This is a genomic window from Methylobacterium goesingense, from assembly GCF_022179225.1.
GTDB classification, from domain to species: Bacteria; Pseudomonadota; Alphaproteobacteria; order Rhizobiales; family Beijerinckiaceae; genus Methylobacterium; species Methylobacterium goesingense.
Genome location: NZ_BPQL01000155.1, coordinates 1 through 16,381 on the forward strand (window position 1 = coordinate 1; position 16,381 = coordinate 16,381).

General features: G+C 71.1%; 17 protein-coding genes. 7 read left to right on the forward strand and 10 right to left on the reverse strand.

What is annotated here, in order from left to right; all coding sequences use genetic code 11:
* Nucleotides 1–2 precede the first annotated feature (2 nt).
* From MFF30_RS21870 to MFF30_RS21880, 3 genes are all read left to right on the forward strand, one after another.
* Nucleotides 3–842, forward strand: coding sequence for a bifunctional allantoicase/(S)-ureidoglycine aminohydrolase (locus tag MFF30_RS21870; protein ID WP_238282122.1), 840 nt, complete (start codon nt 3–5; stop codon nt 840–842).
* On the forward strand, nt 839–1,345 hold the full coding sequence (locus MFF30_RS21875; protein WP_238282123.1) for an ureidoglycolate lyase: 507 nt from the start codon (nt 839–841) through the stop codon (nt 1,343–1,345). The genes MFF30_RS21870 and MFF30_RS21875 overlap by 4 nt, the downstream gene beginning before the upstream one ends.
* A gap of 234 nt (nt 1,346–1,579) precedes the next feature.
* Entirely contained in the window at nt 1,580–2,224 is a 645-nt protein-coding gene (locus MFF30_RS21880) for a hypothetical protein (RefSeq protein ID WP_238282125.1), read from the forward strand.
* Between the two features lie 19 nt (nt 2,225–2,243).
* On the opposite strand, the gene MFF30_RS21885 is transcribed toward MFF30_RS21880, so the two are convergent.
* Nucleotides 2,244–3,440: an MFS transporter gene (locus tag MFF30_RS21885; RefSeq protein ID WP_238282127.1), complete on the reverse strand. Its 1,197-nt coding sequence runs from the start codon at nt 3,438–3,440 to the stop codon at nt 2,244–2,246.
* Between the two features lie 107 nt (nt 3,441–3,547).
* Here MFF30_RS21885 and MFF30_RS21890 point away from each other — a divergent pair, with 107 nt between their 5' ends.
* Nucleotides 3,548–4,303, forward strand: coding sequence for a helix-turn-helix domain-containing protein (locus MFF30_RS21890; RefSeq protein WP_238282129.1), 756 nt, complete (start codon nt 3,548–3,550; stop codon nt 4,301–4,303).
* Here the strand turns inward: MFF30_RS21890 and MFF30_RS21895 are convergent.
* On the reverse strand, nt 4,237–4,803 hold the full coding sequence (locus MFF30_RS21895) for a CYTH domain-containing protein (protein ID WP_238282130.1): 567 nt from the start codon (nt 4,801–4,803) through the stop codon (nt 4,237–4,239). The genes MFF30_RS21890 and MFF30_RS21895 overlap by 67 nt on opposite strands.
* 167 nt (nt 4,804–4,970) lie before the next feature.
* Here MFF30_RS21895 and MFF30_RS21900 point away from each other — a divergent pair, with 167 nt between their 5' ends.
* A complete protein-coding gene (locus MFF30_RS21900; protein WP_238282131.1) occupies nt 4,971–5,450 on the forward strand; it encodes an NUDIX hydrolase in 480 nt (159 codons plus the stop codon).
* Between the two features lie 127 nt (nt 5,451–5,577).
* Here the strand turns inward: MFF30_RS21900 and MFF30_RS21905 are convergent, their stop codons facing one another.
* The gene (locus MFF30_RS21905; protein ID WP_238282132.1) at nt 5,578–7,167 is read right to left on the reverse strand and encodes an alkaline phosphatase D family protein; all 1,590 of its coding nucleotides are present in this window, start codon (nt 7,165–7,167) and stop codon (nt 5,578–5,580) included.
* Between the two features lie 223 nt (nt 7,168–7,390).
* On the opposite strand from MFF30_RS21905, the gene MFF30_RS21910 reads away from it, so the two are divergent.
* Together MFF30_RS21910 and MFF30_RS21915 are read left to right on the forward strand one after the other, a co-directional pair.
* Complete coding sequence (locus MFF30_RS21910) at nt 7,391–9,025, forward strand: inorganic phosphate transporter (protein ID WP_373320978.1); 1,635 nt, start codon at nt 7,391–7,393, stop codon at nt 9,023–9,025.
* A gap of 17 nt (nt 9,026–9,042) precedes the next feature.
* Nucleotides 9,043–9,270, forward strand: a complete 228-nt coding sequence (locus tag MFF30_RS21915; RefSeq protein WP_238282133.1) for a hypothetical protein — start codon at nt 9,043–9,045, stop codon at nt 9,268–9,270.
* Nucleotides 9,271–9,438: 168 nt separating this feature from the next.
* Here MFF30_RS21915 and MFF30_RS21920 read toward each other — a convergent pair whose 3' ends face one another.
* The 7 genes from MFF30_RS21920 to MFF30_RS21950 all read right to left on the reverse strand — a co-directional run bounded on the left by MFF30_RS21920 (nt 9,439) and on the right by MFF30_RS21950 (nt 16,313).
* A complete protein-coding gene (locus MFF30_RS21920; protein ID WP_238282134.1) occupies nt 9,439–10,173 on the reverse strand; it encodes a substrate-binding domain-containing protein in 735 nt (244 codons plus the stop codon).
* 32 nt (nt 10,174–10,205) lie between these two features.
* Nucleotides 10,206–10,547 carry a monovalent cation/H(+) antiporter subunit G gene (gene mnhG / locus MFF30_RS21925; protein ID WP_238282135.1) on the reverse strand — a complete coding sequence of 114 codons (342 nt, stop codon included), beginning with the start codon at nt 10,545–10,547 and terminating at the stop codon, nt 10,206–10,208.
* Nucleotides 10,544–10,828 (reverse strand): K+/H+ antiporter subunit F, encoded by a 285-nt coding sequence (locus MFF30_RS21930; protein ID WP_055957555.1) that lies wholly within the window; start codon nt 10,826–10,828, stop codon nt 10,544–10,546. Before MFF30_RS21930 ends, mnhG begins: the two co-directional genes overlap by 4 nt.
* The gene (locus tag MFF30_RS21935; RefSeq protein ID WP_373320976.1) at nt 10,825–11,340 is read right to left on the reverse strand and encodes a Na+/H+ antiporter subunit E; all 516 of its coding nucleotides are present in this window, start codon (nt 11,338–11,340) and stop codon (nt 10,825–10,827) included. Before MFF30_RS21935 ends, MFF30_RS21930 begins: the two co-directional genes overlap by 4 nt.
* Nucleotides 11,337–12,944 (reverse strand): monovalent cation/H+ antiporter subunit D, encoded by a 1,608-nt coding sequence (locus MFF30_RS21940; protein WP_238282136.1) that lies wholly within the window; start codon nt 12,942–12,944, stop codon nt 11,337–11,339. The genes MFF30_RS21935 and MFF30_RS21940 overlap by 4 nt, the downstream gene beginning before the upstream one ends.
* Nucleotides 12,945–13,014: 70 nt before the next feature.
* Nucleotides 13,015–13,383 carry a Na+/H+ antiporter subunit C gene (locus MFF30_RS21945; RefSeq protein WP_238282137.1) on the reverse strand — a complete coding sequence of 123 codons (369 nt, stop codon included), beginning with the start codon at nt 13,381–13,383 and terminating at the stop codon, nt 13,015–13,017.
* Entirely contained in the window at nt 13,383–16,313 is a 2,931-nt protein-coding gene (locus tag MFF30_RS21950) for a monovalent cation/H+ antiporter subunit A (RefSeq protein ID WP_238282139.1), read from the reverse strand. Before MFF30_RS21950 ends, MFF30_RS21945 begins: the two co-directional genes overlap by 1 nt.
* Nucleotides 16,314–16,381 lie beyond the last annotated feature (68 nt).

Here is a 16,381-nt window from a genome sequence, read left to right on the forward strand (position 1 = left end):
GGATGACCGCCTCGCCCTACAACCCGCCCTGCGGCGGCCTGCCGCCCCAGACCGCGCTGATGACCGGCCGGGCCGTGTTCACGGAGGCCTACGCGGTCATCCCGAAGGGCGTGATGCGCGACATCGTCACCTCGGTGCTGCCCTTCTGGGAGGGCACCCGCGCCTGGATGCTGTCGCGCCCGCTCTCGGGCTTCTCCGAGACCTTCGCGCAGTACCTCATGGAGGTCGGGCAAGGCGGCGGCAGCCAGGCGCCGGAGCCCGACCCGGAGGCCGAGGGCGTGCTGTTCGTGGTCGGCGGCCAGCCCCGCCTCGTCCTCGACGGCACCACGTACGATCTCAAGCCGGGCAGCTACGCCTTCCTGCCGCCGGGCGCCGCCTGGAGCCTGCGCAACGACGCGGCCGAGCCCGCCCGCTTTCACTGGATCCGCAAGGCCTACGCGCGGGTGCCGGGCATCGCGCTCCCGCCGGCCTTCGTCACCCACGAGTCCGAGATCACCCCCGCGGCCATGCCGGGCACGGACGGCGCCTGGGCCACCACCCGCTTCGTGGCCGCCGACGACGTGCGCCACGACATGCACGTCAACATCGTCACCCTCCGCCCGGGCGCCTCGATCCCCTTCGAGGAGACCCACGTGATGGAGCACGGCCTGTTCATGCTCCAGGGCAAGGCGGTCTACCGGCTCAACCGCGACTGGGTCGAGGTCGAGGCCGGCGACTTCCTCTGGCTGCGCGCCTTCTGCCCCCAGGCCTGCTACGCCGGCGGACCCGAACCCTTCCGCTACCTGCTCTTCAAGGACGTCAACCGACACGCCCCCCTCGCACCCGCCCGGGCCGCCCGATGAGCGGGCGCCGGATCGTCGCCGAGCCGTTGACCGCCGAGGCCTTCGCCCCGTTCGGCACGGTGATCGACAAGGACGCCGTGGACCCGCGCCCGATGAATGCCGGCAAGGCCCGCCGCTTCCACGACCTCGCCGAGGTGGTGGTCTCAGGGGGCGGGAGCCGGGTGGTGATCGGTCATGTCGAGGCCGAGCCCTACGCGCTGCCGCTGTCCCTCGGACTCGTGGAGCGTCACCCCCTCGGCGCCCAGGCCTTCGTGCCCCTGAACGCCGCGCCCTTCCTTGTCACGGTCTGCCCGGACGAGGACGGCAGGCCCGGCCGGCCCCGGGCCTTCCTTACCGCGCCGGGCCAGGGTGTCTGCTACGCCATCAATACCTGGCACGGCGTCCTCACCCCCCTGGGCGAGGCTCAGGATTTCCTCGTGATCGACCGGGGCGGGCCCGGGTCGAACCTCGAGGAGTTCGTCTTCGACGAGCCCTGGACGGTTCAGGTGCCGGATCGGACCTGAACGGCCCCGCGAACGCGCCTCGCCTCGGAAATCGTCGCTGGAGGTCGTCGCTCGCCCCGGCGCGACGTTCCTGCCGTCCATATATGTCGCAAAACGCTATGTGATGCCTCGAAACCTCGTATAACGATGTTTCGAGCGGGACGATTGGGCTCGCTTCGGCGAGGAGGCTTCATGGAGACGGTCCGCTCTGTCGGCGACGCTTCGGCGGAACGCACCGGGCTTACATCGCGATGGATGGCGCGAGGCGCATCCGGACGGAGCCGCACGGCCCGCGACGCCGCCCTGTCCCTGGATCTGCAGTTCCCGGCCTCCGAGATTCCGCGCCTCGCCGGCGCCTACAGGCTCGACGCACGGGAGCGGGCAGCCTTCGCGGCCGGCGCCCGCATTCGCGCGGGGGATTTCAGCCGCGACCACCTCGCACCGATCCTGACCTGGAAGGTGAATGACCGCGGTCGCAGCCGGCCCCTGCGCAACAGCGACGAGGAGGTGGCCGATGCCCTGCGGACCGCCCTGCTCGCCACGACGCCGCGCGCGGCGGTCGCGGTCCTGGTCGGGCTCTCCGGCGTCGCCGTGCCGGTGGCCTCGGCGATCCTGGCGGCGATCCGGCCCGAGCATTACTCGGTGCTCGACCCCAGGGGATTCCGGGCGCTGGGCTGCGGCCCCCTGGATATCGGCGCCCGGGCCTCGATGCCCCTGGACCTCTACCTAGCCTATCTCGGGTACTGCCGCGATCTGGCCTGCGCCTGCGGGGTGCCGCTGCACGACCTGGACCGGGCATTCTGGCAATGGTCGAAGGCCCGCGACGATGCCGCGACCGGGCTGTTCGTGCCGGGCCTCGGCGCGCGCCGGCCGGACGCGGCGCGCCCGATCCCGGCCTGAACCCGCCTGGACCGGCGTCCTACTCCGCCGCCGCCAGGCTGCGCGCCGCCTCGCGGCGCGTGAGCAGGAAGAAGCCGAGCGCCGCGGCGACGATGACGGCGCCGAACCCTGCCGCGACCCCCAGCACGAATCCGAACCCGCCCCGGTCGTGCAGGAGCGCGATCAGCGGCACCACGAACCCGCTCACCGTGAAGCCGAGGAAGTAACGCACGCTGTAGGCCCTGGCGCGATAGACCGGGGGGACGTAGCGGGCCACCATCGCGTCGTTGATGACGACCTGACCGTAGAGCGCCGCCATCGTCAGGACGAGGCCGATGAGGAGGGGCAGGCCCGTGCTCACCGCCGCGAGGCCGAGGCCGAGCGGTTGCAGGAGGGACAGGCCGAGGAAGAGGACCGGCAGGCTGTAGCGGTCGATCAGGCGCCCCATCAGCAGCTGAGTCAGGGCCCCGAACGCGAAGACCAGGGTGGCGACCGACCCGATCAGCATCAGGGGCAGCCCGTCGCCGACGCGCTCATCGACCACCTTGGGCAGGGCGATCGTGGTGATGTTGAAGGTCATCCCGCCCGCCATGATCGCGCAGACGAACACGATGAGGAGGGGAATCGGGCGCGCGACCGAGAGGACGGGCTTCGTCCCGGCCTTGGCCTGAGATCCGTCGCCGTCGCCGGGCACGAGGGCGAGGAACGCCGTGCCGCAGGCAAGGCAGAACAGGCCCGGCACCACGAAGGCCGCCTGCCACCCGAATCCCGAGGCCAGGAGCGCCGTCACGCCCGAGGCCGTGGCGGCCCCGACATTGCCCCAGACGCCGTTCACCCCGAGATCGCGCCCGAGGCGCCGGGCATGCGTCACCAGCATGGTCGAGCCGACGGGATGGTAGATCGCCGAGGCCAGCCCCAGCACGCAGAGCCAGACCATGAAGGCCGTCCGGCTGCCCGCGCTCGCCACCCCGAGGCAGGAGAGACCGTAGCCGAAGAAGAAGATCGCCAGCATGGTCCGGCGCCCGAACCGGTCCGCGAGCCAGCCCATGGGCAGGGCGCAGAGGCCGAAGGCCACGAAGGCGCCGGTGGCGAGCGTGATCAGCTCGCCGTAGCTCAGGCCCGTCTGCGCCGCGATGGCGAGGACGGCGGTCGGGTAGATCAAAAGGACGAAGTGATCGAGGGCATGCGCCACGTTGACGAAGCGCAGGGTGCGGCGGGACAGGGTGTCGGCATCCATGGGCAGGCATCTCCGCGGGGCGGATCCTGCCTACATGACCCGTTGAACGCCGTCGGGTCGAAGGTGTACGCGATCGGGCCAGGCAGGAGCGTGCAGAGGAGGGCGCCATGCGTTCGATCCGGGCCGAGGATTACCAGGCGGTCCCCCGCGCCGTCGCGGTGATGCCCAAGACCTTCACGGCGGGCAGCCGCACGGACCGGCACCACCACCCACGCGCGCAACTCCTCTACGCCACAGCCGGCCTCATGATGGCCACCGCCGAGGACGGAACCTGGGTGGTGCCGGAGGGCCATGCCCTGTGGATTCCCCCCGGCCTCCCGCACGCGGTGGTCATGCACGGCGACGTGGCGATGTGCTCGGCCTACCTCGCGGTGGAGGCGATCGCCGGCTTTCCGGTGCGCGCCCGCGTCATCGAGGTCTCGGCCCTCCTGGCCGCCGCCCTGGTGGCCCTCACGGGCGAGCCCGTCCTCTACGACGAGGCCGGGCGCGGCGGGCATCTGGCCGCCCTCGTCCTCGACGAGATCGCTAAAGCGCCCGAGACCCGGCTGACGCTGCCCCTGCCGCGCGACGCCCGTCTCCGGCGGATCTGCCTCGGGCTGATCGACAATCCGGCCTTCGCCCTCGACCTCGATGCCTGGGCCGATCAGGCGGGCCTGAGCCGCCGGACCCTGACGCGCGGGTTTCGCCGGGAAACGGGCCTGAGCTTCGGGCAGTGGCGCGCCAGAGCCCGGGTGGTGCGCGCGCTCGCGCTGGCGGCCGATGGCCGGGCGCCGCGCCAGGTCGCGACCTCGGTCGGCTACCGCAGCCTCCAGGCCCTGCGGGGGCGGACGGAGGCACTCATCGGGGAATCCGGGGCGCGCTGAGCGTGGGGGTGAAGCGCCCGGCGTCGGTCCGCGATCGGCGGGGACCGGAGCGCGTACGCCGCCAGGCGCGAGTTGCGGTAGCGCTCGTCCGCGGTCACCTCCCGGCCGACCCAGTCCGGCAGCACGACCGGCTCATCCGCATGGCCGAGTTCGACCTCGGCCAGGATCAGACCGCTCAAGGCGCCGCCGAAGAGGTCGACCTCCCAGACATGACCGTGTGCCGCGATGCGGTGGCGGGTCTTCTCGACCCGGCTCCGGGCAGGAATCATGGCGAGCATCGCCGCGCCGGTCCCGGGTTCGATCTCCCGCTCCACTTCCCGGCGGGACGGCCCCTGGCGCCGGCCCTTCCAGGCGAGGAAGTAGCGCTCGCCCAGGCGCCGCACCCGCACCGTGTTCTCGGCATCCGTGAAGAGGTAGCCCTGCACGATATCGACACCGGCCCGGCAATGCTCCAGCACGGCCCGATGGGCGAGGAACTTGCGCTCGATCTCGATCGCCATGCAGGACCTGAAGGCAGTTGCGAGGGCGGCTTCGTGACGCACAACAGGGCCAAACACAAGGGCACCGGCCGCGGGCCTCCGCGTTGTCCCAGGCCGGTCGAGCCGCGCGGGATTTTGCGCGCGCTGTTGAACCAAACCAATGCGGCCCCATCGGTTGCGGCGTATCGTTGCCGAAATGGCATGCGGGGACCGCCGAGGACACGAAGCTGAAGAAGCGTACGCCCCGCCCCCAGATCGCCGCGCTGCCGTTCCGGCTGGATGCCGACGGCCGACCCGAGATTCTGCTGGTCACCTCCCGGGAGACCAAGCGGTGGATCATCCCGAAGGGCTGGCCCATGCGCGGCCGCAAGGACCACCGCGCCGCCGAGCAGGAAGCCTTCGAGGAGGCCGGGCTGAAAGGCCGGATCGGCAAGAAGGCGATCGGCCGCTACCGCTACGACAAGCGGCTGGCGGACGGCAGCGCGCTGGCCTGCGCGGTGACGGTCTATCCCCTCCGGGTGATCGAGGAGCGCAAGCGCTGGCCCGAGCACAAGCAGCGCCGGCGGTGCTGGTATCCGGCCGAGGACGCCGCGGCCCTGGTTCAGGAATGCGACCTCCAGGAACTGCTCCTCGCCTTCCGCGGGCCGGCCGACCGGGCCGCCCGCTGACGCATTCGAGCATTTTCAAGCGAGGTGGATGCCGGCTCGCGTGAAGAAAATGTGACCCCGCAATAAGATAGAGCATTTTCGGTGATCCAGGGCTCACCGAAAATGCTCTAGCGGATCCCGTGCGGCGTCAGCCGCGCACCGGATCAAGGGTCACGGACCAGAGCGCGGTGTCGGCGGCGTCCTTCAGGGTCACGGTCATCTGCTCGGTGCCGCCGTCGACGGCGACATGGCCGAAGAACTGGTAGCCGGCCGCCGGAGACAGGTTCACCTGCCCCTTCGGCGGCGCCTTCACGAAGCGCAGCTGGGGCCCGAACGTGTCGTCGAGAGCGTTGGGTCCGAAGGTCCCGGCATGCAGCGGGCCGGCGACGAATTCCCAGAACGGCTCGAAATCCTGGAACCGGGCTTGGTTCGGGTCGTAATAATGGGCTGCTGCGTAGTGCACGTCGGCGGTGAGCCAGACCGTGTTTCGGATCGCCGAATCCCGCAGGAAGCGCAGGAGATCGGCGATTTCGAGCTCCCGGCCGAGCGGCGGCCCATCCCCCTGTGCGATCCCCTCGGAGCCGAACCGCCGGTCGGAATCGTACGGCACGACGAGCCCGAGGGGCATGTCGGCGGCGATCACCTTCCACGTCGCGCGGGAGGCACGCAGCGCGCGCTTGAGCCAGGCGAGCTGAACCGGCCCGAGGAAGTGGGACTCCGGTCCGTAGGCGTCCTCCCGGTTCTCCCCGTTCGGCCCGCGATAGGAGCGCATGTCGAGCATGAAGACGTCGACCAGGGGACCGTACGCGATCGTCCGGTAGACGCGGCCGGGCTCCGAGGGCGCGAAGCGCATCGGCATGTATTCGTGGAACGCGCGCGTGGCCCGGACCTGGAGGGCGAGCACGTTGGGGTCCCGATAGGCCTTGCGCAGGTGCTCGGCCCGGGTCAGGGGCTCCCCCGGCCACCAGTTGTTGGTGACCTCGTGGTCGTCCCACTGCGCGAGGATCGGGACCTCGGCGTTGAGGGCCAGGACGTTGGCGTCGGTGAGGTTGTAGCGGTAGCGCCCGCGAAACTCTTCCAGGGTCTCGGCCGGCTTCGACACCGCCTCGGTGACGCGGTTGCGCCAGAGGGTGCCGTCGGGCAGGCGCACCTCGGGCGCGATCGGGCCGTCGGCGTAGATCGTGTCGCCGGAATGCAGGAAGAAGTCCGGTCGGTTCCGCAGCATGGCCGCGTAGATCGTCATGCCGCCGCGGGCCTCGTCGATGCCCCAGCCCTGGCCGGCCGTGTCGCCGGACCAGCAGAACGAGACCGAGCGGCTCTCGGCGGGCGCTGTGCGGAAGCGCCCGACCTGGGGCTCGCCGAGGATGGTGGGCGCGGCGAGATCCTGCAAGTGGACCCGGTAGAACACGTCCTGACCCGGCGGCAGGTCCGTCAGGGCGACCTTCACGGTGCCGTCGCTCACCGGCAGCGCATCCGCGAAAACGCCGCCACGGATCTCCGCGAAGCGCTCGGTGGTTGCCCACTCGATCAGCGCCCGGCAGGGCCGGTCGGCCCGTGCCCAGACGATGGCGGAGGTGGCGTCGACGTCGCCGGATTGCAGGCCATGGGTGAGGACCGGGCGGTCGGCGGCCCGGCTAAGGCCGGGGCGGAACACGCCGCTGCCGAGGCCCGCGAGGCCGGCGGCGGCACCGGCCAGGAACGGGCGACGGGTCAGGCTCGAACGGGACGACCGGGACATGGTTTGGAGACTCCCTCCGGAACGACCACGCTATGCCGCATCCGTCTGACGCCTTGACGACGCCGCGACCCGACCGACACCCAGCCCACTACGTCGAGAGACGGTGTTCTAATCCCGAATCCGTGCGGCTTGCGGCGCCCTGTCACATGCCTGTATCACTTCGGGCATAGCGCACGGGCGATTGTCTGACCGACACCCGGGAACCTTCATGTCCAACGCTGCCCTGCCCGACGCTGCCGCGATGCCGGACGGACCGACGCGGGAGGCGGCGCCCCGGCGTGGGCCGCGCATGGACCACCGCATCCATCCGGGCGGCGTCATCGCCTTCCTGCTGGTCCTCGTGGGTGGTCTGACCTACGCGGTGGTCAGCCTCGTGGCCGACATGAACGCGGTCCACCAGGAACCCCTGGCGGTGGGCGCCTTCGTCCTCCTCGGGCTCGCGCTGCTGATCGCCCTCGGCTTCGAGTTCGTGAACGGCTTCCACGACACGGCGAACGCGGTCGCGACCGTGATCTACACCCATTCGATGCCGCCCCTCGTGGCGGTGATCTGGTCGGGGGCCTTCAACTTCCTCGGGGTGCTGCTCTCCTCGGGCGCGGTGGCCTACGCCATCGTCACCCTGCTGCCCGTGGAACTGATCCTCCAGGTCGGCTCCGGCGCCGGTTACGCGATGATCTTCGCGCTGCTGATCGCCGCCATCCTGTGGAACCTCGGCACCTGGGCCTTCGGCCTGCCGAACTCCTCGTCGCACGCCCTGATCGGCTCGGTCATCGGCGTCGGTCTCGCCAACCAGCTCATGGCGCCCGAGGGCTCCGCGACCTCCGGGGTGGACTGGGCGCAGGCGCTCGGCGTGTTCAAGGCCCTGCTGTTCAGCCCGGTCTGCGGGTTCGTCGCCGCCGCCCTGCTGCTGCTCGCCCTCAAGGCCACCGTGCGGCGCAAGGATCTCTACGCGGCGCCCGAGGGCGAGGCGCCGCCCCCGCTCTGGATCCGCGGAACGCTGATCCTGACCTGCACCCTGGTGTCGTTCTTCCACGGCGGCAACGACGGGCAGAAGGGCATGGGTCTGATCATGCTCATCCTCATCGGTGCGGCGCCGACCGCCTATGCGCTGAACCGCACCATGGCCGACGACACCACCCCGGCCTTCGTCGCGGCCTCGCAGAGCGCGTGGGCGGTGTTCGCAAGCCATGCGGGCAGCGGCGCCCAGCCCGACGCGGCAGCGGCCCGCAGGCAGGTGGCGGAAGCACTGCGCTCCAAGGAGCTGAACCAGCCCACAGTCTACGCGGCCCTCGCCACCCTGTCGGCCGACATCGCCGCGAACGTCGAGAATTACGGGGCGATCAAGCGGGTCCCGGCGGCCCAGACATCCAACCTGCGCAACGACATGTACCTCGCCTCCGACGCAATCCGCCTGCTGCCGAAGACCGGCGCCGCCTTCTCCGAAGCGGAAACCACCACACTCAAATCCTATACCGGGCTCCTCAACGACGGCACGCGCTACATCCCGACCTGGGTGAAGGTCTGCGTCGCCCTGGCCCTCGGGCTCGGCACCATGGTCGGCTGGAAACGCATCGTGGTCACGGTGGGCGAGAAGATCGGCAAGACCCACCTCACCTACGCGCAGGGCGCCTCGGCCGAGATGGTGGCGGCCGGCACGATCGGACTGGCCGAACTCTACGGGCTCCCGGTCTCGACGACCCACATCCTCTCGAGCGGCGTCGCCGGAACCATGGCGGCCAACGGCTCGGGCCTGCGGATGGCGACCGTCCGAAACATGGCGCTGGCCTGGGTGCTGACCCTGCCGGCGGCGATCACCCTCGCGGGGATCCTGTTCTTCCTGCTGCGACACGTGTTCTGACCGGACAAGAGGCCCCCATGACCGATCCCGAGCCCGCCCCGGACGCGATCCCCGGAGACCGCCTCAGCGCCATGAACGCCGCCCTGGCGGAGTGGGCCGCCTGCTCGGCGGCCGAGAGCCCCTCGCTCATCGAGCGCTTCGAGGCGATGGGGTACCGGGTCCGGGGCAAGTCGCGGGAGGAGGTCGCGGAGGTGCTCAAGCACCCGCCGGCCGGGCCTTCCACGCCTCCGGCGGACGGGCGCTGATCTCCAGGAGGCCCGGGGCGGTCAGCGCTGCCGACAGGGGCGAGGATCGCGATCGTGCGCATGTGACATCCCCTGGTTGGGCGGCACCGGCCGCCCAACCAGGATCATGGGCCGGCCAGAGCCCGCCCTGCGCGGGCGGCCTCCTGAAGCCCTTGGAATCTTTCGGACCTAAGCGGGTTTCGCGGAGGCGCCGGCAGGCTCCATCCCGAACCGCCGGATCGCGGCCGCCGCCCGGGACGAGGCCAGGAAGGCGATGAGGCGCCGGGCCTCCGCGATCCGGTGCGCGGTGTCGACGATCGCGGCGGTGAAGACCTGGACGAGCTGGACCGCGTCCGGCAGGGGTCCGACGAGTTCGATGCCGGGCTGGCCGACGAGTTCGCTCACGGGCCCAAGGGCGAGGTCGGCCTCGCCGGCGGCCAGGGCCGCGGTGGAATCCGTGCCGCGGGGCAGAACCTTGGCGCGGACCCGATCGGTGATCCCGAGTCGCGGGAACACCACATCCCGCACGAACAGGCCGCTGGTGCTGCCCGGCATGACGACCGTGCCGGCGTCGAGCAGGGTCTGCCGGAAGGCGTCGCGGGTGCGAATGTCGGGCTTGGGAGCTCCCAGGCGGACGGCTGCGGCCAGGGCCGCGCGCGCCAGGGGCATGTCGGAGCCGGCCCGGATGCGGCCGCCTGCCGCCAGTTCGTCCAGCCCTTCCCGCGACAGCACGACGACGTCGATCCTCGCACCGTGCTCCAGTTGCCAGCCGATGGTCTTCGGGCCCGTCCCCTGGGAAGCGCCCGAGAGCGTCTCGACCGCGATGCCGGTGTCGCGGACGAACTCCGGCAGCAGCGCCTGGTACGGCTCCCAGAAGCCGCCCGAGACGATCACCCCGAGCCTGTGCGTCGTCGCGCGCTCCATGCTCACCCTCCCGTCGATTGCATGCGGCCGCCTCAGATCTCGGGCGGCGCGCCGGGATTGCCCTCGTGCCGGTCCCGCTGTGCGGCGGCGCGGGCGAGCAGCAGGAGCGTGACCGGCGTCGTGATCGTGAGGAACACGCCGATCAGCGCGTCACGCAGGACGAGGCGGCCTTCGAGGAGCGAGAGCAGCACCATCGAACTCGTCAGGATCAGGGCCATGCCCAGGGTCGCGCCGAGTGTCGGCGCGTGGACACGCTCGTAGAACGTCCGCAGGCGGACGAGCCCGAGAGCCCCCGTGAGGGAGACGCCGGCCCCGGCGATCGCCAGCGCGACGACCAGCCAGGCGGCCCAGGCGGGCAGGTCTGCGCCGCTCACTGGATCACCTCGCCCTGCATCAGGAACTTGGCCAGCGCCACCGTCGCGGTAAAGCCGATCATGCCGAGGATCAGCGCCGCCTCGAAGTAGAGGCCGCTGCCGGTGCGCATACCGTGGACCACGATCGCCAGCATCCCGTTGAGATAGAGGGTGTCGAGGCCGAGGATGCGGTCCTGCGCGCGCGGGCCGCGCAGCATCCGCCACGCGGCGAGTGCCATGGCCAGCACCAGCATGCCTTGCGCGAGGCCGAGGCCCCAGTCGAGAACCGTCGTGGCGCTCATGCGCTGTCCCCTCTCGCGAAGATCTGCATCAGGGGGCGCTCGTAGCGGTCCTTCACCCGCCGCACCCATTCGTCCCCGTCCGTATAATCGAGGACGTGCAGGAGCAGGCGGCCGGTGCCGGAATCGTAGCGCACCCAGAGCGTGCCGGGCGTGGCCGTGAGGATGATCGACAGGACCGCGAGCCCGAAGGGCTCGCGCAGGTCGAGGGGGATCGCCACGAAGCCGGTCCGGCGTGTGCCGCGGCGCAGCCCGAGGATGATCCGGCCGACGTCGATGTTGGAGCGCACCATGTCGTACAGGACGACGACGAGGAGCCGCGCCAGCGTGCTCGGCGCGCGCACCCGCACGGCGGGGGGCCGCAGCGCCCGCATCACGGCGGGAACCGTCAATCCGACGAGGAGGGCGAGCACGGCGCTGCCGGGACTCAAGGGCGCGTTGAGGAGGAGCCAGGTGACGGCGAGGCCGACGGACAGCAGGGGGTAGGGCAGGAACGGGCGCAAGATCCGGCTCACGGGCGGACGCCCTCCTGCGCGGCACCCAGGACGGCGCGGACGTAATCCTGCGGCTGCTCCAGCCAGCGCACGGTCGCGTCCGCATAGGCCAGGGCCGGGCCGCCCCAGAGGGCCAGCGCGAGACAGACGGCCAGCAGGCCCGCCAGCGCCGCGAACTCGGTAGAGCGCAGCACCGGCGGCGGGTCGTCGCTCGGGACCCACAGGTTGCGAATCCCTAAGCGCACCAGGGGCATCAGGGTGCCGAAGCTGGAGAGGGTCAGGGCGGCGATCAGCCACCAGGCCGGGGCCGTGATCGGGCCCGCGGCCAGCCCGGTGAACATCGCAAGCTTGCCGACGAACCCGGCCAGCGGCGGAATGCCGGCGAGCATCAGGGTGCACAGGAGGACGCCAATTCCCAGGAGGGCCACCGCCGCCGGGAGGGCGCGGCCGACCTCGGTCGCGCCGGCATCGTCGAAGGGATCGCGGTACTCGTCGGCGAAGACGGGTTGGTCGGCCCGGGCCGGGTCGCGGCCCCGCTGGAGGATTTCGGCCAGCAGGAACAGGGCGCCGGCGGCCAGGGTGGAGCCGAACAGGTAATAGAGGGCACCCGCGAGCGCCCCGCCGCTGCCGGTGCCCAGGGTCGCCAGAAGCGTGCCCGACGAGATCATCACGGCGTAGCCCGCCGCCCGGGTCAGGTCCCGGGCGGCCAGGATGCCGACCGTGCCGTAGGCCATCGTGGCGAGCCCGGCGGCGAGGATCCAGGTCTGGCCGAAGCCGGCCGACGACCCCGCGCCGAACAGGAGCAGGCTGAGGCGCACCACCACGTAGATGCCGACCTTGCTCAGGATCGCCAGGACTGCGGCGGCGGGCGCGCTCGCCGCCGCATAGGTCGTCGGCAGCCAGAAGCCGAGCGGCCAGGCGCTGCACTTGATCAGGAAGGCGAGCCCCAGCACGGCGCAGCCGACCTCGAACAGAGCCTGCTCACCGCTCGCGGGCGTCGCGAGGCGCCGGGCGAGATCGGCCATATTGAGGGTCCCCATGGTGCCGTAGATCAGGCTGACGCCGACGAGGAAGAACAGCGAGGCGACGAGGTTCACGGCGATGTAGCCGAGACCGGCCCGAATCCGCACCTCGCCCGAGCCGTGCAGGACGAGGCCGTAGGAGGCGGCCAGCATCACCTCGAAGAACACGAACAGGTTGAACAGGTCGCCGGTGAGAAAGGCGCCGTTCACGCCCATCAGGAGGAGCAGGAACAGGCCGTGGAAGCGCGGCCCCGCCTGCCCCCAGCGGGCGAAGGAGAAGACGAGGGCGCACAGCCCGAGCACCCCGGCGAGCACCAGCATCAGGGCCGAGAGCCGGTCGACCACCAGCACGATGCCGTAGGGCGCCGCCCAGTTGCCGAGGCGGTAGACCTGTGCGCCCGCATCCACCCGTCCGACCAACACGAGGGCGATGGCGAGGAGCGCCAGCACCGTCGCCAGGCTCAGGGCTGCCTTCAGCCGGCGCCGGCGCTCGTCGAGCAGGAACATCACCCCGGCGACCGCGATCGGCAGCACGACGGGCAGCACGACGAGATGGTCGTCCCAGGCGCTGACGGCGGGGGCACTCAGGGCGGTCGGACTCATGGATACCGGTTCATGGCTTGCGAGTTCATGGCGTGCGAGTTCATGGCGTGCGAGTTCATGGCGTGCGGGTTCACGGATGCGGGTTCCCGGGGTGGGGCTCGGCCTGGTGCGGCTCGCGTCCGTCCACGTGGTCGCTGCCGGTGACGCCGCGCGCCGCGAGCAGGACGACGAGGAAGAGCGCGGTGAGTGCGAAGCCGATCACCAGGGCGGTGAGGACCAGGGCCTGGGGGACGGGATCGTCGACGGAGACGACCTCGGCGGCCGCTCCGAGCACCGGCGGCGCCCCCACCGTGAGCCGACCCATGGCGAAGATGAACAGGTTGACGGCGTAGCTCAGCAGCGAGATGCCCAGCACGACCTGGAAGGTGCGGGGACGCAGCATCAGCCAGATGCCGGAGGCGGCGAAGACGCCGATGCCCAGCGACAGCACGATCTCCATCAGGCGGTCTCCCCCTCGGCGACCCGCTCCGCTTCGGCCTCGGCGGAGCGCGTGCGGCGCAGGGACTGGTGGGCCAGGGCGACGAGCATAAGCGCGCTCGCGCCCACCACCAGGACCATGATGCCGAGATCGAACAGCAGCGCGCTCGCCACCGGCACCTTGCCCAGCAGCGGCGGCTCCCAATAGGCGAAGTAGGCGGTGAGGAACGGGCGCCCGAACAGCCAGGAGCCCGCGCCGGCCAGGACCGCGACCAGCAGGCCGATCCCGATCCAGGCGATCGGCTGGATGCGCAGGCGCGCCTCAACCCACTCGGCGCCCTGGGCCATGTATTGCAGCATGAACGCGATGGTGAGCGCGATGCCGCCGGCAAAGCCCCCGCCCGGCAGGTCGTGCCCCCGCAGGAACAGGTGCAGGGCGAGCAGGACGATGAAGGGGAAGAGCCATGTCATCACCACGCGGGGGACGAGCAGGGCGTCGGCGGCGGTCTCGCCGGGGCTGCGGTCGGCGCGGGCCGCGTCGTAGGCGTCGTGGCTCACCTGCTGGCGCGGCCGCCCCAGGCTGTCGGAAGCCGGCCGGAAGCGGCGCAGGAGCGCGAACACCGTGAGCCCGACGATGCCGAGCACGCAGATCTCGCCCAGCGTGTCGAAGGCCCGGAAGTCGACCAGCAGGACGTTGACCACGTTGCGCCCGCCCGCCCGCGGATAGGCCTCCTCGACGAACCAGCGCGCGATGCCGTCGACCGCCGGCCGCGTCATCACCGCGTAGGCGAGGCCCGCGAGGCCGAGGCCGGCGAAGCCCGCGATGCAGAGGTCGACGATGCGGCGGCGGCGCGCGCGGACCACCTCGGCGGCCGGCGCGGGGATCGCCGCGTCGCGCTTGGGGAGCCAGCGCAGGCCCAGCAGCAGCAGCACCGTGGTGACGATCTCGACCAGGATCTGCGTGACAGCGAGGTCGGGGGCCGAGAGCCAGAGGAAGGTGAGGCAGCTCACCAGCCCCGCCCCGCCGACGAAGATCGTGGCGGACAGGCGGTGGTACTTCGCCCGCTCCGCCGCGCCGACGGCGCAGGCCGCGCCCACCACCCACATCAGCGCGAAGGCGGGATCGAAATCCGTGCTGTTTCCCGGCGCGAAGAGATCGAGCCCGCGCGCGACCCCCGCCAGCACGGCGGCCAGGAGCACGGTGAGAAAGAGAATGCGCAGCTGCACTTGGAGGCGCTCGCTGCCCAGATGCCCTTCCAGCGCGCGTGCCCCGGTCACGAGACCCGTCATTGCGCGCTCGAAGAGCCGGCCGCCATCGAGGCGGTCCATCAGCCAGGGGCCGCCCCGGGGATTGCTGTTGATCCGCCGCCCGAACACGACGTAGAGCGCGACACCGCCGAGCAGCGCCACGACGCTGAGGGCCAGCGGCGCGTTGAAGCCGTGCCAGATCGCGAGGTCGTAGTCGGGCGTCCGCGGCCCAAGGACGGCGCGCACCGCCTCGGCGAGCAAGGGGCCGATCGTGAGGTTCGGCACGAGGCCGATGGCGATGCAGACGAAGACGAGGAACTCGATCGGAATGCGCATCCAGCGCACCGGCTCGTGGGGTGCGTGCGGCAGGTCGTGAGGGGCGGCCCCGAAGAAGGTCTGCCGGATGAAGCGCACGGAGTAGAGCATGGTGAAGGCGGAGGCCAACGTCGCCAGCACCGGCAGGGCGAGGTTGAGCCAGTGGTCGCCCGCGTTGTCGACGGCTTCCGCCAGGAACATCTCCTTGGACAGGAAGCCGTTGAGGAGGGGCACGCCCGCCATCGCGGCGGCGGCCACCATCGCCAGGGTGGCGGTGTAGGGCATCGCCCGCCACAACCCGCTGAGGCGGCGCATGTCCCGCGTGCCCGTCTCGTGGTCGATAATCCCGGCGGCCATGAACAGCGAGGCCTTAAAGGTCGCGTGGTTCACCGTGTGAAAGATCGCCGCCACGACGGCGAGCGGCGAATCGAGGCCGAGCAGCAGGGTGATCAGCCCGAGATGGCTGATCGTGGAATAGGCCAGCAGGCCCTTGAGGTCGTGCTGGAAGATCGCGCTCCAGGCGCCCACCAGCATCGTCACCATGCCGGCGGTGCCCACGATCCAGTACCAGCTCTCGGTGCCGGCGAGCACCGGCCAGAACCGGATCATCAGGAAGATGCCGGCCTTCACCATCGTGGCCGAGTGCAGGTAGGCGCTGATCGGCGTCGGCGCCGCCATGGCGCGGGGTAGCCAGATGTGGAACGGGAACTGCGCCGACTTGGTCAGCGCCCCGGCCAGAACCAGCACCAGGGCCGGCAGATAGAGTGGGCTGGACCGGATCGCGTCGCCCGAGGCGAGCACCACCGAGAGATCGTAGCTGCCCACGATGTGCCCGATCAGCACCATGCCGACGAAGAGGCAGAGGCCGCCCGCCGCCGTGATGGTGAGCGCCATCCGCGCCCCGTCGCGGGCCGAGGCGTTGTCGGACCAGTAACCGATCAGCAGGAACGAGACGATGCTGGTCAGCTCCCAGAACACCACCAGCTGGATCAGGTTGCCCGAGAGCACGATGCCGAGCATCGCGCCCACGAAGGCCAGCAGGTAGCAGAACAGGCGTGGAACCGGATCCTCGGCCGCCATGTAGTAGCGGGCATAGAGCACCACGAGAGCGCCGATCCCCAGCACCAGCACCGCGAACAGCCAGGACAGGCCGTCGAGCCGCAGCACGATCTGGACGCCGAGGGTGGGCAGCCAGTCCAGGCTCCAGGCTACGGTGTTGGCGCCGGCCACCGCCGGGTAGAGCAGGCCGATGCAGCCCAGGGCCGCCACCATCACCAGCCCGGCCAGGAGCGCGGCGGCGTTGCGGGCGTGTCCGGGCAGGCAGATCACGGCCGCGCTGCCGAGGAAGGGCAGGAGCGCGGCGGTGGCGAGAAGAAGTTGAGGCGGCATCAGCTCGGGCAATGAGAGGAGCGGGCGGACATGCTTAAAGACGGGCAGGCTTGGACGCCCCCGTCGTC

Excerpts from the sequence above, each read along its gene's own strand:
- MFF30_RS21870 (WP_238282122.1), top strand. The coding sequence starts at position 3 with ATGACCGCCTCGCCCTACAACCCGCCCTGCGGCGGCCTGCCGCCCCAG.
- MFF30_RS21875 (WP_238282123.1), top strand. The coding sequence starts at position 839 with ATGAGCGGGCGCCGGATCGTCGCCGAGCCGTTGACCGCCGAGGCCTTC.
- MFF30_RS21880 (WP_238282125.1), top strand. The coding sequence starts at position 1,580 with ATGGCGCGAGGCGCATCCGGACGGAGCCGCACGGCCCGCGACGCCGCC.
- MFF30_RS21885 (WP_238282127.1), bottom strand. The coding sequence starts at position 3,440 with ATGGATGCCGACACCCTGTCCCGCCGCACCCTGCGCTTCGTCAACGTG.
- MFF30_RS21890 (WP_238282129.1), top strand. The coding sequence starts at position 3,548 with ATGCGTTCGATCCGGGCCGAGGATTACCAGGCGGTCCCCCGCGCCGTC.
- MFF30_RS21895 (WP_238282130.1), bottom strand. The coding sequence starts at position 4,803 with ATGGCGATCGAGATCGAGCGCAAGTTCCTCGCCCATCGGGCCGTGCTG.
- MFF30_RS21905 (WP_238282132.1), bottom strand. The coding sequence starts at position 7,167 with ATGTCCCGGTCGTCCCGTTCGAGCCTGACCCGTCGCCCGTTCCTGGCC.
- MFF30_RS21915 (WP_238282133.1), top strand. The coding sequence starts at position 9,043 with ATGACCGATCCCGAGCCCGCCCCGGACGCGATCCCCGGAGACCGCCTC.
- MFF30_RS21920 (WP_238282134.1), bottom strand. The coding sequence starts at position 10,173 with ATGGAGCGCGCGACGACGCACAGGCTCGGGGTGATCGTCTCGGGCGGC.
- MFF30_RS21930 (WP_055957555.1), bottom strand. The coding sequence starts at position 10,828 with ATGAGCGCCACGACGGTTCTCGACTGGGGCCTCGGCCTCGCGCAAGGC.
- MFF30_RS21940 (WP_238282136.1), bottom strand. The coding sequence starts at position 12,944 with ATGAGTCCGACCGCCCTGAGTGCCCCCGCCGTCAGCGCCTGGGACGAC.
- MFF30_RS21945 (WP_238282137.1), bottom strand. The coding sequence starts at position 13,383 with ATGGAGATCGTGCTGTCGCTGGGCATCGGCGTCTTCGCCGCCTCCGGC.
- MFF30_RS21950 (WP_238282139.1), bottom strand. The coding sequence starts at position 16,313 with ATGCCGCCTCAACTTCTTCTCGCCACCGCCGCGCTCCTGCCCTTCCTC.